The 21,632-nt window shown below is 72.7% G+C and carries 18 protein-coding genes and 1 pseudogene; 10 read left to right on the plus strand and 9 right to left on the minus strand.

All coding sequences use genetic code 11. From position 1 onward, the window contains the following. The first annotated feature begins 117 nt into the window (after positions 1-117). Positions 118-927 (plus strand): Fpg/Nei family DNA glycosylase, encoded by an 810-nt coding sequence (locus KBX63_RS06900; RefSeq protein ID WP_210909547.1) that lies wholly within the window; start codon positions 118-120, stop codon positions 925-927. Positions 928-951: 24 nt separating this feature from the next. On the opposite strand, the gene KBX63_RS06905 is transcribed toward KBX63_RS06900, so the two are convergent. Further along, positions 952-1,137, minus strand: a complete 186-nt coding sequence (locus KBX63_RS06905) for a hypothetical protein (protein WP_247661843.1) — start codon at positions 1,135-1,137, stop codon at positions 952-954. 210 nt (positions 1,138-1,347) lie between these two features. Between KBX63_RS06905 and KBX63_RS06910 the strand changes: the two genes are divergently transcribed. Together KBX63_RS06910 and KBX63_RS06915 are read left to right on the plus strand one after the other, a co-directional pair. Next, positions 1,348-2,613 (plus strand): AGE family epimerase/isomerase, encoded by a 1,266-nt coding sequence (locus KBX63_RS06910; RefSeq protein WP_210909550.1) that lies wholly within the window; start codon positions 1,348-1,350, stop codon positions 2,611-2,613. Next, a complete protein-coding gene (locus KBX63_RS06915; protein WP_210909553.1) occupies positions 2,610-3,563 on the plus strand; it encodes a carbohydrate kinase in 954 nt (317 codons plus the stop codon). Before KBX63_RS06910 ends, KBX63_RS06915 begins: the two co-directional genes overlap by 4 nt. Positions 3,564-3,608: 45 nt before the next feature. Here KBX63_RS06915 and KBX63_RS06920 read toward each other — a convergent pair whose 3' ends face one another. The 3 genes from KBX63_RS06920 to KBX63_RS06930 are packed head-to-tail and all read right to left on the minus strand — an operon-like array spanning position 3,609 to position 7,201. After that, the gene (locus tag KBX63_RS06920) at positions 3,609-4,634 is read right to left on the minus strand and encodes a LacI family DNA-binding transcriptional regulator (protein ID WP_210909555.1); all 1,026 of its coding nucleotides are present in this window, start codon (positions 4,632-4,634) and stop codon (positions 3,609-3,611) included. 27 nt (positions 4,635-4,661) lie between these two features. Next, the gene (locus tag KBX63_RS06925; RefSeq protein ID WP_210909566.1) at positions 4,662-6,041 is read right to left on the minus strand and encodes an FAD-dependent oxidoreductase; all 1,380 of its coding nucleotides are present in this window, start codon (positions 6,039-6,041) and stop codon (positions 4,662-4,664) included. 23 nt (positions 6,042-6,064) lie between these two features. Then, positions 6,065-7,201: a glutamate--cysteine ligase gene (locus tag KBX63_RS06930; protein ID WP_210909569.1), complete on the minus strand. Its 1,137-nt coding sequence runs from the start codon at positions 7,199-7,201 to the stop codon at positions 6,065-6,067. A gap of 237 nt (positions 7,202-7,438) precedes the next feature. Here KBX63_RS06930 and KBX63_RS06935 point away from each other — a divergent pair, with 237 nt between their 5' ends. The 4 genes and pseudogenes from KBX63_RS06935 (at position 7,439) to KBX63_RS06950 (ending at position 11,557) form a co-directional block, all read left to right on the plus strand. Next, a complete protein-coding gene (locus KBX63_RS06935) occupies positions 7,439-7,696 on the plus strand; it encodes a DUF6412 domain-containing protein (protein ID WP_210909571.1) in 258 nt (85 codons plus the stop codon). Between the two features lie 103 nt (positions 7,697-7,799). Then, positions 7,800-8,555 (plus strand): YidC/Oxa1 family membrane protein insertase, encoded by a 756-nt coding sequence (locus KBX63_RS06940; protein WP_210909573.1) that lies wholly within the window; start codon positions 7,800-7,802, stop codon positions 8,553-8,555. Between the two features lie 71 nt (positions 8,556-8,626). Continuing rightward, positions 8,627-10,033, plus strand: coding sequence for a carbohydrate-binding protein (locus tag KBX63_RS06945; RefSeq protein ID WP_210909585.1), 1,407 nt, complete (start codon positions 8,627-8,629; stop codon positions 10,031-10,033). 151 nt (positions 10,034-10,184) lie between these two features. Further along, a pseudogene (locus KBX63_RS06950) lies at positions 10,185-11,557 on the plus strand (chitinase). A gap of 96 nt (positions 11,558-11,653) precedes the next feature. Here the strand turns inward: KBX63_RS06950 and KBX63_RS06955 are convergent. Together KBX63_RS06955 and KBX63_RS06960 are read right to left on the minus strand one after the other, a co-directional pair. After that, the gene (locus KBX63_RS06955) at positions 11,654-12,325 is read right to left on the minus strand and encodes a DedA family protein (protein WP_210909588.1); all 672 of its coding nucleotides are present in this window, start codon (positions 12,323-12,325) and stop codon (positions 11,654-11,656) included. 97 nt (positions 12,326-12,422) lie between these two features. After that, positions 12,423-13,037: a DUF1349 domain-containing protein gene (locus KBX63_RS06960; RefSeq protein WP_210909591.1), complete on the minus strand. Its 615-nt coding sequence runs from the start codon at positions 13,035-13,037 to the stop codon at positions 12,423-12,425. Between the two features lie 94 nt (positions 13,038-13,131). Between KBX63_RS06960 and KBX63_RS06965 the strand changes: the two genes are divergently transcribed. Further along, positions 13,132-14,784 (plus strand): alpha-amylase family protein, encoded by a 1,653-nt coding sequence (locus KBX63_RS06965; protein WP_210910155.1) that lies wholly within the window; start codon positions 13,132-13,134, stop codon positions 14,782-14,784. Between the two features lie 94 nt (positions 14,785-14,878). On the opposite strand, the gene KBX63_RS06970 is transcribed toward KBX63_RS06965, so the two are convergent. Further along, the gene (locus KBX63_RS06970) at positions 14,879-18,616 is read right to left on the minus strand and encodes a S8 family serine peptidase (protein ID WP_210909593.1); all 3,738 of its coding nucleotides are present in this window, start codon (positions 18,614-18,616) and stop codon (positions 14,879-14,881) included. A 178-nt stretch (positions 18,617-18,794) separates the two neighbouring features. Between KBX63_RS06970 and fabG the strand changes: the two genes are divergently transcribed. Beyond that, positions 18,795-19,553, plus strand: a complete 759-nt coding sequence (fabG, locus tag KBX63_RS06975; protein WP_210909596.1) for a 3-oxoacyl-ACP reductase FabG — start codon at positions 18,795-18,797, stop codon at positions 19,551-19,553. 61 nt (positions 19,554-19,614) lie between these two features. Here fabG and KBX63_RS06980 read toward each other — a convergent pair whose 3' ends face one another. Both KBX63_RS06980 and KBX63_RS06985 read right to left on the minus strand, forming a co-directional pair. Then, complete coding sequence (locus tag KBX63_RS06980; protein WP_210909599.1) at positions 19,615-20,031, minus strand: hypothetical protein; 417 nt, start codon at positions 20,029-20,031, stop codon at positions 19,615-19,617. Then, on the minus strand, positions 20,024-20,419 hold the full coding sequence (locus tag KBX63_RS06985; RefSeq protein WP_210909611.1) for a hypothetical protein: 396 nt from the start codon (positions 20,417-20,419) through the stop codon (positions 20,024-20,026). Before KBX63_RS06985 ends, KBX63_RS06980 begins: the two co-directional genes overlap by 8 nt. A 273-nt stretch (positions 20,420-20,692) precedes the next feature. Here KBX63_RS06985 and KBX63_RS06990 point away from each other — a divergent pair, with 273 nt between their 5' ends. Further along, positions 20,693-21,595, plus strand: a complete 903-nt coding sequence (locus KBX63_RS06990) for a Gfo/Idh/MocA family protein (RefSeq protein WP_210909614.1) — start codon at positions 20,693-20,695, stop codon at positions 21,593-21,595. The last annotated feature ends 37 nt before the right edge of the window (positions 21,596-21,632 follow it).

Consider the following 21,632-nt stretch of genomic DNA (forward strand, 5'->3'; position numbering starts at 1 on the left):
GTACAACTCCCGCTTGTCGACGGCCCGGCACTCGCCGTCAAGGGGCGGCAGCACCAGGGCTGACGGCACCGCGCAGCTCACTCGGCCCTGCCGAGCGCTGCTGGCTATCCTTCAGCCGTGCCAGAGGGACACACGATCCATCGCCTGGCGGCCCGGCACGCCGAGCTGTTCGCCGGGGACAAGCTGCACGCCGCCAGCCCGCAGGGCCGCTTCGCCGAGGGCGCCGCCCGGCTCTCCGGCGCCGTCCTGGAGGACACCGAGGCGTACGGCAAGCACCTGCTGCACCACTACGCCGGCGAGTTGACGCTGCACGTGCACCTCGGGCTGTACGGAAAGTTCGCCGACGGGCCGGGGGAGCCGCCGGAGCCGGTCGGCCAGGTGCGGCTGCGGCTGGCCAGCGACCGCCACTGGCTCGACCTGCGTGGCCCGACCGCCTGCGAGCTGCTCACCCCGCCCGAGGTGTCCGCGCTGCGGGGCCGCCTCGGGCCGGACCCACTGCGCCCCGACGCCGACCCGCAGCGGGCGTACGCCCGGATCTCCCGCAGCACGACGCCGCTGGCCGCGCTGCTGCTGGACCAGTCGGTGGTGGCCGGCACCGGGCTGATCTTCGTGACCGAGGCGCTGTTCCGGGGCGGGTTGCCGCCGACGCTGCCGGGCCGGCAGCTGACCCGGGCCGGCTGGGACGCACTCTGGGCCGACCTGGTCGGGCTGATGCGGCTGGCGGTCGAGCACGGCCGGATCGACACCGTGCGCGACGTGCACCTGCCGGAGGCGATGGGCCGTCCGCCGCGGGTGGACCGGCACGGCGGTGAGGTGTACGTCTACCGCCGCCCCGGCGCACCCTGCCACGTCTGCGGCGCCGAGGTCAGTCGCGGCGAGCTGGCCGGCCGCAACCTCTACTGGTGCCGTACCTGCCAGCCCGCCTGACCGGCCCGGTGCCCGCGGAGCCGGTCACTGCTCGTCGAGGAGCCACCGGACCACCTCGATGTGGTGCCCGACGACCGCGTCCCCGTCGAGACTCCAGGCCAGCGTGTGGCCGATCGTCCAGCCCCGGACCCGTTCCCGGTCCAGTCCCAGCTCTGCGCTGAGCCGGTCCAGCCGGTGCCGGACGGCGGCCGGGGAGTTCCATCCGGACATCGTGAATCATCGGCCGGGCGCGCCGCTGTCCGGGCCGGGGTGCCCGGTGACGGTGTGGCCAAGCAGAATTGACAGCCGACCGAGCGCCAGAGCAGGGTGGACGTGAGACAACGATGTCAACGGGCAAATGGGAGGAATCGCGCCCATGACCCTTCCCGCCCGCCGATTCTGGCCATATGTCCCTTCCCTACCCGACGGTGACCAGCTGAGATGACCGACGTGCCTAGATCCGCAGCCGAACCAACCCCTGCTCCGGCAGGATCACCGGACGTGCCCGACCTCGATCTGTTCCTCGCCGACCAGACCCACACGCTGCTCGACACGGCGCGGCGCGCGGTCCGGCCCGAGGGCGGCTTCTGGTGGCTGACCGACGACCGCACCCCGGACCGCAGCGAGCCGCTGCACACGTGGATCACCTGCCGGATGACCCACGTGTCCGCCCTCGCCCACCGCAACGGTGATCCGGAGGCGGCCGCTCTGGTCGACCACGGCGTCGCCGCGCTCAGCACGCTGCTGCGCGACGACCGGTACGGCGGCTGGTTCGGCGCCGTCGACCAGCAGGGCACGCCGACCAACGAGCGCAAGGCCGGGTACGACCACGCGTTCGTGCTGCTCGCCGCGTCCGGCGCGGCGCGCGCCGGGCGGCCCGGCGCGGACCGGCTTCTCGACGACGCGTTGAGCGTGGTGCGGGACCGGTTCTGGGACGACGGGGCCGGCGCGGTCCGCGAATCCTGGAACCGGGACTGGACGGTCACCGAGGACTACCGGGGCGCGAACAGCAGCATGCACATGGTCGAGGCGTTCCTCGCCGCTGCCGCCGCCACCGGCGACGCGAGCTGGACCGACCGGGCCCTGCGGATCGGCACCCATCTGGTACACGGGGAGGGCGCCCGGCACGACTGGCGCCTGCCCGAGCACTTCACCGCCGACTGGGCCCCGCTCCCCGACTACAACCGGGACCGGCCCGCCGACCCGTTCCGGCCGTACGGCTCGACGATCGGCCACTGGCTGGAGTGGTCCCGGCTGCTGCTCGAGCTCGAGGCGGTCCTGCCGCAGCCGCCGCGCTGGCTGCTCGCCGACGCCCGCGCCCTGTTCGCCGCCGCCGTACGGCGGGGCTGGGCGGTGGACAACGCCGACGGCTTCGTCTACACCATCGACTGGGACGACCGGCCCGTCGTCCGCTCCCGCATGCACTGGGTGGTGGCCGAGGCGATCGGGGCGGCGGTCACCCTGCACCGGCGCACCGGGGACGCGGTCTACGCCGACTGGTACCGGGTGTTCTGGGCGTACGCGCGCCGCCACCTGATCGACGACGCCGGGTGGCGGCACGAGCTGGACCCACAGAACCGGCCCGCCGGCACGGTGTGGCACGGCCGGCCGGACGTCTACCACGCGTACCAGGCCGTACTGCTGTCCCGCTCGGCCGACGCGCTCGGCGGTCCCGGCCCGCTCGCCCCGGGCGAGGTGCCCGCGTGATCGTGGTGGCGGGTGAGGCGTTGATCGACCTGGTGGTCTCCGCGGAGGGGCAGCGGGCGGTGCCGGGCGGCTCGCCGGCCAACGTGGCGGTCACTCTGGCCCGGCTGGACCAGCCGGTGCGGCTGCTGGCACGGCTCAGCACCGACGAGTACGGCCGGCAGCTCGCCGAGCACCTGACCGCCAACCAGGTGGACCTCGGCTGGGCGGTCCGCACCGGGCAGCCCACCTCGGTGGCGGTGGCCACCCTGGACGCCACCGGGCAGGCCAGCTACGAGTTCCGGCTGGACGGCACGGCGGACTGGCAGTGGACGCCGCAGGAGTTGCCCGAGCTGGCCGGGTCTCCGGCGACCGCCCTGCACACCGGGTCGCTCGCGCTCGCGCTGGCGCCGGGAGCGCAGGTCCTGGAGGACCTGCTGGCCCGCGAACGCCGCCGGGACGGGCTCACCGTCTCGATCGACCTCAACCTGCGCCCGAGCATCATCACCGACCGGGCGGGGGAGCAGGCGAGGGTACGGCGTCAGGTGAGTCTCGCGCACCTGGTCAAGGCCAGCGACGAGGACCTGGCCTGGCTCTACCCGGACCGGGCGGTGCCCGACGTGGTGGCCGAGTGGCGCGAGGCGGGCGTGTGCTGCGCGGTGGTGACCCGGGGCGCGGACGGGGCCTTGCTGCTCGCCCCGGACGGATCGATGCACGAGGAGCCGGCGGTCCGCACCACGGTGGTGGACACCGTCGGTGCCGGCGACGCGTTCACCGGCGGCCTGCTGGCCGCGCTGGCCGACCTCGACGCCCTCGGTGACCGGCCGGCCGACCGGCTCGCCGCCTTGACCGCTGCGCAGTGGGCCACGGTGCTCCGGCAGGCCGCCCTGGTGGCCGCACTGACCTGCGCCCGCCGCGGCGCGGACCCGCCCCGCCGGGTCGAGGTGGCGGCCCTGCTCGGCGCCGTCAGCTGAGGCTACGCGCCGGCCCGACCTCGGTCGGGTCGGCGCGATCGGCTGTCAGGCGGCCGGCGGGGTCAGGCCCCGACGCAGCAGCCAGGTGGGGAGCACGGTGGTCGACGGTGGGGAGTCGTCACCGGCGATCCGCCGGAACAGTCGTTCGCTGGCGATGCGGGCCAGCTCCCGGGTGTCGTACCCGACGACGGTGAGCGGCCGGGGCATCAGGTGCGCCAACTCGAAGTCGTCGAAGCCGACCAACGCGGCGTCGCTGCACCGCCGGTGCAGCTCCTGCAGGGCCCCGACGGTGAGCCGGTTGTTGCCGCAGAAGAAGGCGGTGGGCGGGTCCGGCAGGTCGAGCAGCGCGGCGACCGCCCGCCCGGCCTCCTCCGGTGCGATGAGCCGGTCGCGGACCAGCGACTCGTCGTGCTCGATCCCGGCGGCGGTCAGCGCCGCCCGGGCGCCGGCCAGCCGCTCGCGAATGGTGGGCACTGTCGGCGCGCCGAGCAGGACACCCACCCGGCGGTGCCCCTCGTCGAGCAGAGCGCCGACCCCGGCACGGCTGCCGCCCTGGTTGTCCAGCAGCACGGCGTCCGCGAGCAGCCCCTGCGGCGGCCGGTCCAGGAAGACCACCGGCATGCCCAGCTCGACCTCGCGGCGTAGGAACGAATGGTCGGGGCCGGCCGGCACCACCAGCAGCCCGTCGACCCGACGCTGGGTGAAATCCTGAAGCAGGGCGCGTTCCCGCTCCGGGTCCTCCTCGGAGGAGGCGGTGATCAGCATGGTCCCGTGCGCGGCGGCGATCTCGGCGGCGACGCTGGCGATGGTGGCGTAGAACGGGTTGGCGATCTCCTCGATGAGCAGCCCGACGGTGGCGTTGAGCTGCCGGGAGCGCAGGTTGCGGGCGATGTCGTTGCGCCGGAAGCCCAGCTCGGCGATGGCGGCCAGCACCCGGCCGACCAGTTCCTGCCCCACCGGCTCGTCGTTGACCACCCGGGAGACGGTCTTCAGGCTGACCCCGGCGTGTCGGGCCACGTCGACCATGGTCGGGCGCCGTCGCGCGGTCGGCCGGGTCGGGGTCTGCGTCATGGGGTGGTCCTCCACGGGCGGCGCGGGTCAGCGGGCGACGGCGGCGAGCACGTCGACGGCTTTTCGGGCGGCGATCAGCACCGGGTCCCAGACTGGCGCGTACGGCGGAGCGTAGCCCAGGTCGAGCGCCGTCATATCGTCCACCGTCATGCCGTTCCACAGCGCCACGGCCAGCGTGTCGATCCGCTTTGCCGCCTCGGACCAGCCGACGATCTGCGCACCGAGCAGTCGCCCGCCGGGTCGCTCGGCGATCAGTTTGACGGTCATCCGCCGGGCGCCGGGGTAGTAGCCGGCCCGGCTGGTCGACTCGGCGACCACCGAGATGAAGTCGAAGCCCGCCGCGGTGGCGTCCCGCTCGCGCAGGCCGGTCCGGCCCACCTCCAGGTCGCAGACCTTCGTGACGGCCGTGCCGATCACGCCCATGAAGGTGGCGTAACCGCCGCCGATGTTGATCCCGGCCACCCGGCCCTGCTTGTTGGCGTGCGTGCCCAGCGGTATGTGCACCGGCATCCCGCTGACCCGGTGCAGTGTCTCCACGCAGTCGCCAGCCGCCCAGATCCCGGACATACCGGGCACCCGCATCCGGCGGTCCACCCGGATCGCCCCGGTCGGCCCGAGCGGCAGCCCGGCCGCCTCGGCGAGTGCGACGTTCGGGCGTACGCCCAGACCCAGGACCACGACGTCGGTCGGAATCGGCCCCTCGGCGGTGACCACCGCGGACACCCGGCCGTCCCGCTGTTCCAGGCCGGTCACCGGCATCCCGGTGCGGATTTTGATGCCCAGGCCGCGCATCGCGTCGGCGACCAGCTCGGCAATGTCGCCGTCCACGGTCGCCATGGGCTGGTCGGCCGCCTCGACCAGGGTGACGGAGAGGCCGCGCTGGATCAGGGCCTCGGCCATCTCGACGCCGATGTACCCGCCACCGACCACCACCGCCCGGCGCGGCTGCGGCTCGCCGTCCAGCCAGTCGCGCAGTGCCGCCCCGTCGTCGAGGGTCTGCATGCCGAACACCCCGCCCGCGTCGGTCTCCGCCCACGACGGCTTCACCGGCACCGCCCCGGCGGCGTACATCAGCTCGTCGAAGCGCTCGCGGACCTCGCCGCCGCGTTCCAGGTCCCGGGCGACCACCTCGCGGCGCTCCAGGTCGATGGCGGTCACCTCGTGGCGTATCCGCACGTCGATGGTGAACTCGGAGCGGAACGTCTCCGGGGACCGGGCGATCAACTCCTCGGGGCCGGGCACCAGGCCACTGATCCAGTACGGGATGCCGCACGCCGAGTAGGAGGTGAAGTGGCCGCGCTCGAAGACCACGATCTCCAGGTCGTCACGGCCACGGCGGCGTCGGGCCTGAGACGCCGCCGACATGCCGGCGGCGTCCCCGCCGATGACGATCAGCCGTTGCGCCACGGGACCATCCTGTCACGCGGTGATCAGCCGCGGGTCTGTCGCGCCACGTCCTCCACCACGTCGATGAGCCGTCCGGTGCGGGCGAACACGGCCCGCTGCCGCGCCGCGCCGGTGCCGTGCCGGCGCAGCACGTCCAGCAGATCGGTCACCTCGGCCCAGTCACCGTGCTGCTCCAGCGCCGGTCGCATCCGTTCGACGAACCGGTCCAGCAGCTCCCGGGCCGGGCGCAGCTCGCCGGTGGTGACGTCGACGCCGTCGCCCTCCAGACCGTCGTGGGCGGCGCGCCAGTGCGCGCCGACCAGCAGGTGGTGATCGGTGGTCAGCGCCGGCCGGTCGGCCTCGACGTCCGACATGGCGGTGGCCACCATGGCCCGGACCAGCGCGGCGACCAGCACCGCGTCGTCCACCGACGGGCAGACGTCGCCGATCCGGAGCTCCACGGTCGGGTACTTCGCCGACAGCCGGGCGTACCAGTAGAGCATCCCCTCGTCGAGCATCACCCCGCTGGCGATCAACTGGCGGATCAGCCGCTCGTAGTGCTCGTGCGACTCCAGCCACGGCGTCGGCGCCACCGACGGCCAGCGCTCCCACTCCACAGAGCGCCAGCTGGCGTAGCCGGTGTCCTCGTTGCGGGCGAACGGGGAGTTGGTGGTCACCGCGTGCAGCATTGGCAGCCAGGGCCGGACGTGGTTGAGCACCTGCACGCCGGTTTCCGGGTCGGGCACGCCCACGTGCACGTGCATGCCGTTGTTGCCGGGGCCCGGGACGAGCAGCCGGAACCGTTCGACCATCCGGTCGAAGCGGGGCTTGTCCACCACCGGCGGCACCGGGCCGTCCACCGGCCCGGTGCCGATGGCCAGCAGCCGTACGCCGGCCCGCTCGGCGGCGTCGGCGAGCGCCCGGCGCAGCACGCCGAGGGAGTGCCGGATCGAGGAGAGTTCGAGGCCGGGCGGGCTGCCAATCTCGATCTGGCTGGTCTGGAACTCCCGCTCGACCTGCCCGCGCAGCTCCGCCGGCACCTGCTCGAGGACGAGGTCGACGGCGGGTACCGCGGCCCCGGTGTGCGGGTCGACGAGCAGAAACTCCTCCTCGACACCCACGGTGAGCAATTCGGTCCCCGCGGCCGTACCGCTGGGCGCCTCCGCCACCTGGCCGGTCATCGCCACCACCGTCCGTTCCTGCCGGTCGCGGTCCGTCCGCGTCGGTCGGGCGCTTGGTTACCCACCGTGGCGATGATGGGAAACGTGGCGATGGCGCGTCGGCCCGCGTGTCGGCCGGCGCTGGAGTCCCCGGCGGCCGGTCCGCGCCCGGGTGGCCGCGATTGGATCGGCTGGCATGACTCCGGGTCCTAGGCTGGAACCGTGCCGGTACCGCTGGGGCTTTTCGGGGTTGCGTGGATGTCCGCGTTCGCGCAGCTCACCCTGCTCGCGGTGCGCCCGGCTGACCTGCTCGCCGGCGCCGCGTTGACCGCCCTGGTGCTGCTCGCCGTGCTGCTCGCGGCGCGGGTGCCGGGCCGCTCGGGCGGGCCGGGTGTCGCCCGGCGCTGGACCGGGCTGCGGGCCCGCTCCCGTGATCGCCGGGTGCCCCGGCAGGTCGACCCGGACGCCGCCGGCCGGCCCCGCCCCCGCGCACCCGGGCACCCCTCGGCCGCGTAGCGCGACGCCGCCGCGCGGCCGATCCCGCCGTCATCGGTCACTCCTGCCGGGCGGACGCCGCCGCCGGAGGAGGGCCCATCGGAATCGGACCGAGGGGTTTCCCATGCTCGCCTTCGCACCACTGCACGGGGTGGTCGGTGCCGCCGGCACCGCGCTGTCCCGGCTCACCGATCTGCTCGAACCGTTGGCCGGCGGTTCGGCGACCGCCGCCGCCATCGTGCTGTTCACCATCGCCGTGCGGTTGCTGATCTCGCCGCTCACCGTCGCCCAGGTCCGCGGCGAGCGGCGCCGCGCGGCGCTCGCCCCGCAGGTGCGTGACCTCCAGCGGCGGTACGCCGCCGACCCGGCGAAGCTCCAGAGCGAGGTGTTCGCGCTGTACCGCTCGGCCGGCGCCAACCCGATCGCCGGCTGTCTGCCGTTGCTGCTCCAGGCGCCGTTCCTGCTGGTGCTGTACCGGCTGTTCACCACCAGCGAGGGCGGCACCGGGCTGCTTCAGGAGCGGCTGGCCGGGGTGCCGCTCGGCCACCACCTCGGCGACGGGCTGACCGGGGCCGCCGGTCCGCTCTTCGCCCTGCTGCTGGCCGCCCTGCTGCTGCTGGCCTGGTGGTCGTCGCGGCGGGCCCGCCGGGCGTCGGCGGCGGTCGGCACGGTGGCCGGTACGCCCACCGAGGGGCCGGGTGCGGCGACGCTCGGCCGGCTGCTGCCCCTGCTGCCGTTCACGACGGTGCTGGTGGCGCTGGTGCTGCCGCTCGCGGCGGTCATCTACCTGGTGACCACGACCGCCTGGTCGGCACTGGAGCAGGTGGTGCTCCGACGGCCGCAGACGGCGCCGACGAACGCCGATATAGATCGACGTTGACAACTGTTCCGAGGGGACGTACAACTCTGAGAGAGCGCTCTCTCGACCCGTCCCCGCAGAGAGGCATGTCCATGTCACCTCCTCCGGCGGCCACCGCCGCCCCGTCCGTCCGACGCCGCATGCTGGCGTCCGTCCTGCTCGTCGCCACCACCACCGCCCTGGCCGGGATCACCGTGACCGCGCAGGCCGCCGTGCCGCCCCCCGCCCCCGGTTGGAGCACCGTCTGGAGCGACGACTTCACCGGCGCCGCCGGCACCCGGCCGTCGGCCGCGAACTGGATCATCGACACCGGCCACAACTACCCCGGTGGCCCGGCCAACTGGGGCACCGGGGAGATCCAGAACTACACCGCCAGCACCGCCAACGTCAGCCACGACGGCGGTGGCAACCTGCGGATCACGCCGCTGCGCGACGGCGGGGGCGGCTGGACCTCCGCCCGGATCGAGACCGTGCGCAGCGACTTCAAGGCCCCGACCGGCGGTGTGCTGGCCATCGAGGGCCGGATCCAGATGCCGAACGTCACCGGCGCCGCGGCAGCCGGCTACTGGCCGGCGTTCTGGGCGCTCGGCGCGCCCTACCGGGGCAACTACCAGAACTGGCCGGGCATCGGCGAGTTCGACGTGATGGAGAACGTCAACGGCATCAACTCGGTCTGGGGAGTGCTGCACTGCGGCGTCGCCCCGGGCGGGCCGTGCGACGAGTTCAACGGCATCGGAGCGTCCCGCGCCTGCCCGGGCGCGAGCTGCCAGTCCGCGTTCCACACCTACCGGTTCGAGTGGGACGCCTCCGTCAGCCCGCAGCAACTGCGCTGGTACGTCGACGGGCAGCTCTACCACACCGTCACCCAGAGCCGGGTCGGCGAACCGGCCTGGTCGCAGATGACCTCGCACGCCGGCTACTTCCTGCTGCTCAACGTGGCGATGGGCGGGGCGTTCCCGAACGGGGTGGCCGGCAGTGGCACGCCGACCGCGGCGACCGTTCCCGGTCGGCCGATGCTGGTCGACTACGTGGCGGTGTACCGCCGCGGCGGCGGGACCACCCCGCCGCCCACCACCCCGCCGCCCGGCGGCACGAGGGACGCGTACGGGCAGATCCAGGCCGAGTCGTTCAACGGGCAGAACGGGGTGCTCGTAGAGGCGTGCGCCGAGGGCGGACAGAACATCGCCGCGCTGCGCAACGGCGACTGGGCGCGCTACGACAACGTCGAGTTCGGCTCCGCCGGGCCCCGGGACTTCGTGGCCCGGGTGGCCTCCGGTGCCGGGGGCGGGGCGAGTGGGCTGGTCGAGGTGCGGCTGGACAGTCCGACCGCCGCGCCGATCGGCAGCTTCGCGATCGGCAACACCGGTGGCTGGCAGAGCTGGCGCTCGGTGCCCGGCAACGTCAGCGGGGTGACCGGCCGGCACGCCGTCTATCTCACCTTCACCAGCGGGCAGCCGAACGACTTCGTCAATGTCAACTGGTTCACCTTCCGCCGCTGAGACGAAAGGAAGGGCCCCCTGTTAACGCCTGCGGTAGAGCAGGGGGCCCTTCTTAACACTTCACGCCCTCTGGACAGAAACAGTTAACTATCTTAATAATAAGCGGCAACGTTGACGTCCATGGATGCCCCAACCGGGCGCGGAGGGTCGCATGAAACCTGCCAGATCCCTTGTCCTGTCCCTGGTCACCGCGCTCGCCGCGACGCTCGGTGCGGCCTGGGTGGCACTGCCCGCGTTCGCCGCCGGGCCCACCGCCAGCTTCGTCAAGACCGCCGACTGGGGCTCCGGCTGGGAGGGGAAGTACACCATCACCAACGGCGGCGGATCGACCATCAACGGCTGGAGTCTCGCCTTCGACCTGCCGGTCGGCACCACCCTCGGCAGCTACTGGGACGCCCTGCTCAGCTCCGCCGGTCAGCGGCACACCTTCACCAACCGGTCCTGGAACGGCAGCATCGCTCCCGGCGCCTCGGTCACCTTCGCTTCCTGGCCAGCGGCTCCGGCTCGCCGACGGGCTGCCAGCTCAACGGCGCGCCCTGCGGCGGCGGCACCCCGCCCACCACACCGCCGCCCACCACACCGCCCCCGACCACGCCGCCCCCGACGAACCCACCACCCACCGGCGGCCTACCCAAGCACCTGCTCACCGGCTACTGGCACAACTTCGACAACCCGGCGGTCGAACTGCGGCTGCGCGACGTCCCCACCGAGTACGACCTGGTCGCGGTCGCCTTCGCCGAGGCCACCGCGACGCCGGGGGCGCTCACCTTCGGCGTCGACCCTGGGCTCGCCGCGGCGCTCGGCGGCTACACCGACGCGGACTTCACCGCCGATGTGCGCACCCTGCACTCCCGGGGCAAGCGGGTGATCCTCTCGGTCGGCGGTGAGACCGGCCGGGTCACCGTCAACGACGCCGCCTCGGCCGCCGCGTTCGCCGACACGGCCGCCGCGCTGATCGCCCGCTACGGCTTCGACGGCATCGACATCGACCTGGAGAACGGGCTCAACCCGACCTACATGGCGCAGGCGCTGCGCGCGCTCCGGGCCCGGGTCGGCGCCGGCCTGATCATCGCGATGGCACCGCAGACCATCGACATGCAGTCCCCGGCCGGCGGCTACTTCAGGCTGGCTCTGGACATCAAGGACATCCTCACGGTGGTCAACACCCAGTACTACAACTCCGGGGCGATGCTCGGCTGCGACCAGAACGCCGCGTACGCCCAGGGCACGGTGAACTTCATCGTCGCGCTGGCCTGTATCCAACTGGAGGCTGGGCTCCGCCCCGACCAGGTCGGTCTCGGCCTGCCCGCAGGTCCCGGCGCGGCCGGCGGCGGCATCGTCGCGCCCAGCGTGGTCAACGCAGCGCTGGACTGCCTGGCCCGGGGTACCAACTGCGGCAGCTTCCGGCCGCCGCGCACCTACCCCGGCATCCGTGGCGCGATGACCTGGTCGGTGAACTGGGATGTCAGCAACGGCAACGGTTTCGCCCGCACGGTCGGCCCGCACCTGGACACCCTGCCCTGACCCGCCCCGACGCCCGCACGGGGCGTCCGTACCAACCGCCCGCGCGGCCGGCGTCGCTCGGCCGCGCGGCTGGGACCGGCTGAGCGGGGTCACGGATCAGCGACCGGCGGTCACCGACCGCCGGTCGTCGCGCGCCCGGCGTCGGCGGACCTTGCGGATCACCCAGCTGACCACCATGACGACGAAGATCGCGACGATCCCGTAGTTGAACCAGTCGCTGTACCGCTCGACGTCCTGCCAGCGGCTGCCGAGCGCGTAGCCGGCGCCGACGATGAGGGTGTTCCACACCCCACTGCCGATCGTGGTGAGCAGGATGAACTCACCGAGAGGCATCCGGTTCGCCCCGGCCGGGACGGAGACCAGGCTGCGAACCACGGGCACGACCCGGCCGATCAGCACCGCCCATCGGCCGTGCCGCTCGAACCAGCGGTCGGCCTTCTCCAGGTCGTCCCGGTCCACCAGCGGGATGCGGTCCAGCCAGCGCTTGAGCCGCTCCTCGCCCAGCGCCGCGCCGAGCCAGTAGAGCGCCAGCGCGCCGACCAGCGAGCCGACCGTCGCGGCCACCACCACGAGCACCACGTTGAACCGGCCCTCGCTGGCGAGGTAGCCGGCCAGCGCCAGCACGATCTCGCTGGGGATGGGCGGGACGATGCTCTCCAGCGCCACCAGCAGCGCCACGCCGACCGGCCCCATGCTGTCGATCACGGTGGCCACCCAACCGGTCAACCCGGTGAACTTGGACGGGTCGACGTTCTGGGCGAGCGCCATGGTCGTCCTTCCGGGTCGGCAGCCGGGGATCAGATGGTCATACCCGATGGGCGCTTCGCCACACCCGCCCGTGAGCCGGGCCACGTTGCGGTGCCGGTCAGTGCTCCGGGTGCAGCGCGGTGTCGGCCGGCCCCTGCCGCCAGCCGGTGAACACCACGGTGAGGCCGGCGCGGACCGGCGCGCAGCAGAACGGCCCGGCCGTGGCCTCGGCCGCCGGGTCCAGCGGGGCGAGCCGGACCAGTCGCCACGGTTCGTCGTCCACGCGGGCCCGGACGGTCAGCGCGTCGCCGGCCCGGCTGACCCGGACGGTCACCTGCCGGCCCGACCACTCCGGAACCGGAGCCACCGACCAGTCGGAGAACTCCCGGGTCACCACCGCGCCGAGCTGTAGTTCGCCGTCGCTCACCTCGACGCCGGCTTTGATCCAGTTCCGCTCGTCCACCCGGACCAGCGCACCGGCCTGGTCGAACTGCCCGGTGAGGTCGAGCCGGAAGCTCACCTCCATGGCGCTGCCGACCGGCAACGGTGCCAGCAGGGCGGGGCCGTTGTCGTGCACGAACCCGTAGCTGGTCCGTCGCCAGAGATCGCTCTCCGCCGCCGGTTCGACGATCAGCTCGCCGGTCGGGCTCTCCTCGGCGCGGACCGGCGGATACAGCCAGCCGCCCCGGGCCCAGTCCAACGGTTCACTCGGCGGTACGAGGTCGATCTCCATGACCGGCACGGTACCGGCCGGAAAGCGACCGGCCGGGCTCGGCCGCCCGTCGGCCGGGTTTGCCGCGGTGATCGAACGGAGAAGTTCATCCGGCATGGGTGACCGTTGGTATTCCGAAGACGTCGTCTACTGCCTCGACATCGACACGTACGCCGACTCCGACGGCGACGGGGTCGGTGACATCCGTGGGCTGATCGGCCGGCTGGACTACCTGGCCCGGCTGGGCGTGACGTGCCTGTGGCTGCACCCGATCCACCCGTCGCCCAACCGCGACGACGGCTACGACGCCACCGACTTCTACAACGTGGACCCGCGCTTCGGCACCCTCGGCGACTTCGCCGAACTGCTGCACCAGGCGCAGAACCGGGGCATCCACGTGATCATCGATCTGGTGGTCAACCACACCTCCGACCAGCACCCCTGGTTCCAGTCCGCCCGCTCCTCGCCGGACTCGCCGTACCGCGACTGGTTCGTCTGGTCCGACACTGAGCCGGACGACCGGCACCAGGGCATGGTCTTTCCCGGCGAGCAGGACGAGACCTGGAGCTACGACCGCACCGCCAAGGCGTGGTTCTACCACCGGTTCTACAAGTTCCAGCCGGATCTCAACTTCGCCAACCCGGAGGTCCGGGCGGAGATCAAGAAGATCATGTCGTTCTGGCTCCAGCTCGGCGTCTCCGGTTTCCGGATGGACGCGGTGCCGTTCATCATCGAGCTGACCGAGCCGGGCAACCCGAACTCGCCGAAGGACTTCGAGTTCCTCACCGAGATGCGCCAGCACGTGCAGTGGCGGCGCGGCGACGCGGTTCTGCTGGCCGAGGCGAACGTCGAGCCGGACCAGCTGCCGACGTTCTTCGGCGACGCCGGCGGCTCCGGCAACCGGATCCACATGCTCTTCGACTTCATGCTCAACGGCCGGCTCATGCTGGCCCTGGCCCGCCAGGACCCGGAGCCGCTGGTCGAGGCGCTGCGCGACACACCGACGCTGCCCGTTGGCGGCCAGTGGGCCACCTTCCTGCGTAACCACGACGAGATCGACCTGTCGCGGCTCACCGCCGAACAGCGCAACCAGGTGTACGCGCAGTTCGGCCCCGACGAGGACATGCGCATCTACGACCGGGGCATCCGTCGCCGGCTCGCCCCGATGCTCGGCAACGACCGGCGTCGCATCGAGCTGGCGTACGCCCTCCAGTTCTCGCTGCGCGGCACGCCGGTGCTGCGTTACGGCGAGGAGATCGGGATGGGCGAGGACCTGTCGCTGCCCGGTCGGGAGGCGATCCGTACCCCGATGCAGTGGTCGTACCAGCCGAATGCCGGCTTCTCCACCGCGGACCCGGAGAAGCTGGTCCGCCCGGTGATCGACAAGGGCGAGTTCGGCTACCAGAGGGTCAACGTCACGGCCCAGCGCGGTGACTCGAAGTCGCTGCTCGCCTGGTTCGAACGCATGATCCGGACGCTGCGTGAGGCACCGGAGGTCGGCTCCGGCTCGACCACACACATCGACGTGCCGGCGCCGGCCGGAGTGCTGGCGCACCGGGCGGACGGACCGACCGGGACCATGGTCTTCCTGCACAACCTGGGCACCGACGACGTCGAGGTGGACCTGAGCATCCTTGAGGCGGAGGCCGACCTGCCGAACGACGTGCTCGCCGACCGCGGCTACGGCGAGCTGGGCAAGCTCGGCGCGGTCAAGCTTTCCGGCTACGGCTACCGCTGGATCCGGCTCTGCCGGGGCACGGCCGGCTGACGTCATGCGGGGGCGGGCCGCCGTCTCCGGTCACGCGTGACGCCCGGCCGGTCGCTGCCGGTCGGACGTCACGCGATAACCGCAGGGCGAACGGTCAGCGCACGCCGAAGGCGCGGACGACGGTCTGGCTGACCGAGTTGCCCGAGGTGTCCGTGGCGCTGGCACGCAGCGACACGTACCCCGCGCCCTTCGGCGCCCGCAGCTTCGCCGTCCAGGACCCGTCCTGCGAGCGGTCCAGCGGCTGCTTCTGCCAGTGCGCGCCGTCGTCGTACGAGATCTCCAGGGCGACCGGCCGGACGGTGCCGCAACCAGTGGCGCCGGGCAGGTGCGCGGCGGACACCGTCAGGTCGGTCCGGTCCTTCGCGGTGCCGGCGGAGTCGGTGTCGACGGAGTAGTCGAGCTGAAGCAGCGGCAGCACGCTCGACTCGACCCCGGCTGCCGCTGCCTTCGACCGGAACGTCCACTGGGTCTCGGTGCTGGTCGAATACCGGCCGGCGCTCGGGTCCTGGGCGGTCCGTACCACCAGCCGGTACGGCAGGTCACCCGTACCCGGCGCGGTGCCGCTGATCCACGTGCTGCTGCTCTGGCCGAGCAGCGTGCCGCCCTGGTACAGGTGATTGGTCTGCTCGGCGGAGTTCATCGCCATGCCGACGTGGTCGGCACCGCCCCAACCGGGCACGTCCAGGTTGAGGGTGGCTCCGGAGCGGCTGGGCAGCTTGAAGTTGTTGTTCAGATGCGGCCGTTCGATCGGCTCGAAGAACTGCTCCTCGCCGCGGCTGCCGGCCCGGTAGCTCGTCCGCGTGTCGATCTGGTACGTGTCGGAGTCGACGTACGCCTCCTGACCCCACTGGTAGAGGTCGCCTGTGGAGACCCAGTCGGTGCGGACCGGGGCGAGCGGCCGGTTGCTGGTCTGGCCGATGCCCCAGTCGGAGTACGACGGCCAGTCGAACCGGAACTCGCCACCCCGCGCCTGGGAGGTCGGGAGGGTGAAGCCGACGTCGATCCGGGCCAGCGTCTTCTTCGTCTCGGTCCGGGTCAGCTCGCGTGGGATCCGATTGTGGTACGCCTGGACCAGGTCGTACACGTAGTCGGCGACGGGCTGCGAAACGGCCTCGACCCTGGTGGACCCGCGCTGGATCTGCTGGATCAGCGCCTCGCCCTCGTCGGTGCTGAGCAGCGCCACCTCGATCGGCGTGGGGGTGAAGAAGTCGATCCTGTAGTTGCGCACCTCGCGCCACGGGTTGTCGTTCACCACCAGCATCAGCTTCGCGCCGGCGGCGGTCGCGGCGGCGGCCTGCTCGGAGTCGCTGACGTCCCAGTTGTGTCGGACCACGACCACCTTGCCCCGGGCGTCGAGCCCGGCGTAGTCGCTCGGGGCGCCATTGCCCGCGAAGACCGCCGGCAGTGTCCAACGGCCCTTCGGCAACTGGGTGGTGCCCTGCTGTCGGACCACGTCGTCGAAGTCGACCGTCGTGGTGCCGACGCTCAGCACCGGCTGTTCCTTGCGCCAGCGTGCGCCGACGTAGAAGTCGCCGTGCCGCACGTCGTGATCGGTCGGCTGGGCCCAGAAGCTGTCGTAGAAGACGCCACCGGCGATGAACGAGCGCCACCGGCCCGCCCCCTGGGACCGGTAGTAGTCCAGCCGGGTGAACGTCTCGGCGGTCTGCTGGGGCACCGACGCCTCGACCCTGCGGGCGGCCTTGCCGTCCAGCCGGACCGTGGTGTCCTTCCGCAGGTCGATGTCCGGGTCGCCGAGCAGCGCCAGGCCGAGGGAGTTCGGCCCGTGGCTGCCGGTCACGTTCAGGAAGCTCATCGCCGAGTAGACGCCCTCGGGCAGGTACAGCTGCGCCGTACCGTCCGAATCGGTCCCGACGAAGGCCGGCTCGTAGCTGCCGGGCTGGCCCAGCTCGACGACGCCGCTGACCGGCTTCCCGGAGCGGTCGGTCAGCTCCAGGCGGAGCTGGTGGTACGGCGTGAAGGTGCCGACGGCGATCGCGGTGCGGGTCAGCACGGCCCGGTCCGGCCCGGTGGCGACGACCTGACCGGTGTACCGGCTGCCGGTGCTGGCCCGGGAGGTGTCCGTGGTCAGGGTGACCGTGGCGGTGCCGTTCGCGGGCACGGTCAGTTGCGTCGCGGAGAGGCTGAACAGGCCGGCCGGCGCGGTCGCGGCGTCCAGCGCCAGACCCAGCGTGATCGGCTGGCCGGTGGTGTTGGTGTACGTCACCGGGTGCGTGCTGCCGCCCGCCTTCGTGGTGTCGTACCGCACGCTGGTGGAGACGGTGCCGGTGGCGACGACCGGGGCGCGGACCGCTGCGGCGACGTCGACCCGACCGGTGCCGGCCTGGAAGGCGTCGTACTGGGACGTGGCCCGGGTCGTGCTGACCAGGGCATCCTTGAGCTGCTGGCCGGTCCAGTCCGGGTGCTTCGCGGCGAGCAGTGCGGCGGCGCCAGCGACGTGCGGCGCGGCCATCGATGTGCCGTCCATGGTCTGGTAGGCGCCCTCGCCGGGCGCGTACTGCGACCGGGCCGCGAGCACCCCGACACCGGGGGCGGTCAGCTCCGGCTTGATGGCCTCGTCGCTGATCCGGGGACCCTGGCTGGAGAAGTAGGCGAGCTGGTCGTCGGCGTCGACCGCGCCCACGGTCAGCGCGGCGTCCGCCGCGCCCGGCGCGGCGACGGTGCCCGGACCGCCGGCGTTGCTGGCGGAGACCACGAACAGGGCACCGGTCTCGGTGCTGAGCCTGTTGACCGCCTGGCTGATCGGGTCGGTCCCGTCGCTGGGCTGGTTGGAGCCGAGGCTCATGTTGATGACGCTGGCGTCGGCCTCCCGGGCCGCCCACTCCATGCCGGCGAGGATCCAGGAGTCCTGCCCGAAGCCGGCGTCGCTGAGCACCTTGCCGATCGCCAGCCGGGCGTCGGGTGCGACACCCTTCTCCCGGCCGCCGGAGGCGGCGCCGGTGCCGGCGATGGTGGAGGCGACGTGGGTGCCGTGCCCGACCCGGTCGGTGATCTCCTCGCCGGGCACGAACACGGCGGACTCGCTGATCCGGTCGGTCAGGTCGGGGTGGGTCGCGTCGACGCCGGTGTCCAGCACGGCCACCCGCACGCCCGTGCCGGTGTCGCCTGCGGCCCACACCTCGGGAGCGCCGATCTGCGCGGTGGTGTCGGCGAGGTCGGCGCGCATCCGCCCGTCCAGCCAGATCTTGGCGATCCCGCCGGCGAAGCGTCCCTTGCCGCCGGCCGCAGGTGTCGACCTCGCGGTGGGGGCGCCGCCCGTGACCGCGGCCCAGAACTCGTCGGCCTGGTCGTGGTGCTCGCTCAGCGCGGCACCCGAGATGCTGCTCAGGGTGCGGGTGCGGGTCGCCCCGACGGGCGCGGCGCCGGCGCGCAGGCCGGCGGCGTCGGTGTACGACACGATCAGCGGCAGGTGGTCCAACCGCGCGTCGTCGTACCCGTCGGCGATCAGCTGGGTGACGTTGAACAGCCGCTTGTCCAACGTGTCCGCTGCCACGTAGGGCAGCACGGACTGGGGGTAGACGTAGAGGTCGTCCCCGGCCTCCACCACCCGTACCGGGCCCGGGGTGCCGTCTGGACGCCGTACGTCGAGGGTGCCGCCGTTGGCGCTCCGGCGGGTGGTGACCGTGTCACCGGTGATCAGGGTGACCGAGTGGGTGCCGGGTGGGGTGGGCAGGTCGGTCGCGGGTGCGGGGGTCGAGCCGGGATCGGCCGACGCGCCGGGGGCGGCGGCCGCGGCGGATGAGCCGCCGGTCGCCGCGAGGGCCGCGGAGACCACGGCGGCGAGCCAGGCTCCACGGGTACGCGAGAACTTCACGTGATGTCGTTCCTTGTCTCGTCGTCTGTTCTTCTTACTGGGGGTGACAGCGAACAGGACGGTACGCCGGAAAGATCCACTCGTATAGACAGCTCTTGTTGAGCGATGGTCATCGCTGGTGACTGCCGGTGTGGGGGTTAAGCTCCTTCGATCGACCCCAAGTTACCGGGAGGTAATCATGTCGGAGGAGCCCCGCGTCGCCATCGTCACCGGAGCCGCACGCGGTATCGGTGCGGCCACCGCCCGCCGGCTGGCCGCCGACGGGATGGTTGTCGCCGTGGTCGACATCGAGGAGGCGGCCACCAAGGAGACGGTGGACGCCATCGCCGGGGCCGGCGGCCGGGCGCTCGGCGTGGGCGCCGACGTGTCCGACCGGGCTCAGGTCGAGGCGGCCGTGGAGCGGATCGCCGCCGAGCTGGGCGCGCCCACCGTGCTGGTCAACAACGCCGGGGTGCTCCGCGACAACCTGCTGTTCAAGATGACCAACGCCGACTGGGACACGGTCATGGGGGTGCACCTGCGTGGCGCGTTCCTGGTCAGCCAGGCCGCTCAGAAGCACATGGTGGACCGCAGGTGGGGGCGGATCGTCAACCTCTCCAGCACCTCCGCGCTGGGCAACCGCGGCCAGGCGAACTACGCCGCCGCCAAGGCCGGTCTCCAGGGCTTCACCAAGACGCTCGCCATCGAGCTGGGGCCGTTCGGGGTGACCGTCAACGCGGTGGCGCCCGGCTTCATCGTCACCGACATGACCGCCGCCACCGCCGCCCGGATGAAGGTCGACTTCGAGGACCTCCAGAAGCACGCCGCCGCGGAGATCCCGGTACGTCGCCCGGGCCGGCCGGAGGACGTCGCGCACACCATCTCGTTCCTGGCCAGCGAGGGAGCGGGGTTCGTCTCCGGCCAGGTCATCTACGTGGCCGGCGGCCCCCGGAACTGACCCGTTCCCGTCGAGGGCGCTCCGTGCACGAGGGAGCGCCCTCGACGCGTACGCGGGTCGTTCAGGCGGGGTCGCGGCGGGTGCGCCAGAGCCAGAACAGGCCGAGCACCGGCAGCACCAGCGGGATGTAGCCGTACCCGCTGCCGAACTGCGACCAGACCGTCTCGTCGGGGAAGAGTTCCGGGTCGGCCAGGCTCAGGACGCCGACCGCGATCACCCCGACCAGCTCCAGTGAGCAGCAGGCCAGCGCGACCCGTCGGCCGGTGTGCCCGGCGCGGGCCAGCCCCACCGCGGCCACGATGTAGATGAGTGCGGCAAGGGCGGAGAGCAGGTACGCCACCGGCGCCTCGTCGAACCGGGTGGCGATCTGCAGACCCGCCCGGCTGGTCGCCGCGATGGCGAAGAGCAGGTAGACCGCGATCAGCAGCCGGCCCGGGCCGGTGTTCGTGGTGCGGCGGGCCGGTCGTGTCTCAACCACCGAGGACCTCCCAGGTCTGCTGCAACCGGACCACCACCACGGGGGCCACCAGGCACACCGCGCAGACGATCGCCGAACCCCAGCGGGTCGGCTCCATCCGGGCCAGCACCCAGGCCAGCGGCGGCATGCAGACCAGCGTGACGAGGTAGCCGAAGAAGGCGCCGGGCTCGCCGGGCCGGTCCCCGCCGCCGACCGCGACCAGCGCCAGCACGGTCAGCGCGAGCAGTGCCAGTTCCAGTACGGCCAGGCCGACGAACTGCACCCGGTCCGGTGGCCGGTGGCGTACCGCCGCCACCAGTGCCCACGCCGCGACGAGCAGCGACAGCACGATCGACGCCGTCGCCAGGATCCCGTCCACCGGCGAGTTGGCCGCCGCCGCACTGGTCATCGGCCCCACCCGGTCGTCGCCTCGGTCACCGGCACAGCCTACTAACCGTCGTAGTATCCGACGACGCTGCCTCGCTGTCCTTCGCCGCTCCCTGTCGACCTGCCCCTGATACGGGCAGCTCGACAGGCGCCATCAGGCCATGGCTCCGCCCGCGCGGCGCCGAGAACCTGCGGGCTCCGGTTGGTCGACCCGCCGCCGTCACGGTTGGTGGGGCGACTAGCGTGGATCACGGCCGTGGTGTCGCCGCGGTCAGGGGAAACGGCGGAGGTACACGTGCTGCGGTTCGGCTTGTTCGGCACCGGTCACTGGGCGATCGAGACGCACGGGAAGGCGCTGCACGCACACCCGGACGCGGAGTTGGTCGGGGTCTGGGGGCGCAACCCGGAGCGGGCCGCCGCGCTGGGCGAGCGGTACGGGGTGCCGGCGTTCGCCGAGGTCGACGCGTTGCTCGAGGTGTGCGACGCCATCGCTGTCGCGCTGCCGCCGAACATCCAGGCCGACATCGCGGTCCGGGCGGCCGCCGCTGGTCGGCACCTGCTGCTGGACAAGCCGTTGGCGCTCACCGTCGAGGACGCCGATCGGGTGGTCGCGGCAGCCGAGGCGTCGGGGGTCGCCTCGGTCGTCTTCTTCACCCAGCGGTTCCAGCCGAACGTGACCGCGTTCCTCGCCGCGACCGCGGCCGCCGGGGGCTGGCAGCACGGCCGGACCACCGCGTTCGCCTCGATCTTCCAGGACGGCAGCCCGTACGGCGGTTCGCTGTGGCGCCGGGAGCACGGTGCCCTCTGGGACATCGCCCCGCACGCGCTCTCCATCATCCTGCCGGTGCTGGGCAAGGTGACCCGGGTGGCCGCGATGGACGGGCCGAACGGAATGGTGCATCTGCTGCTCACCCACGACGGTGGCGCCACCAGCAGCGCCTCGCTCTCCCTGGACGCCCCGCGTGAGGCGATGGCCCGGGAGTTCGTGTTCTACGGCGAGAACGGCATCGAGACCGTCCCGATGGGCGAGAACGACCCCGCCACGGCGTTCGGCGTGGCGATCGACCAGCTCGTCGAGCAGGTGCAGACGGGCACCCGCGACCACCGCTGCGACGTCCGGTTCGGCCGCGAGGTCGTCGCGATCCTGGCCGCCGCCGAAATCGCCCGCACCGAATCCCGCACCATCGCCCTCCAGTAACCCCGCCCGTCCCACCCCCCCGCCCCCGGCCCGGGTC

The organism is Micromonospora sp. U21, assembly GCF_018070045.1.
Lineage (GTDB): Bacteria > Actinomycetota > Actinomycetes > Mycobacteriales > Micromonosporaceae > Micromonospora.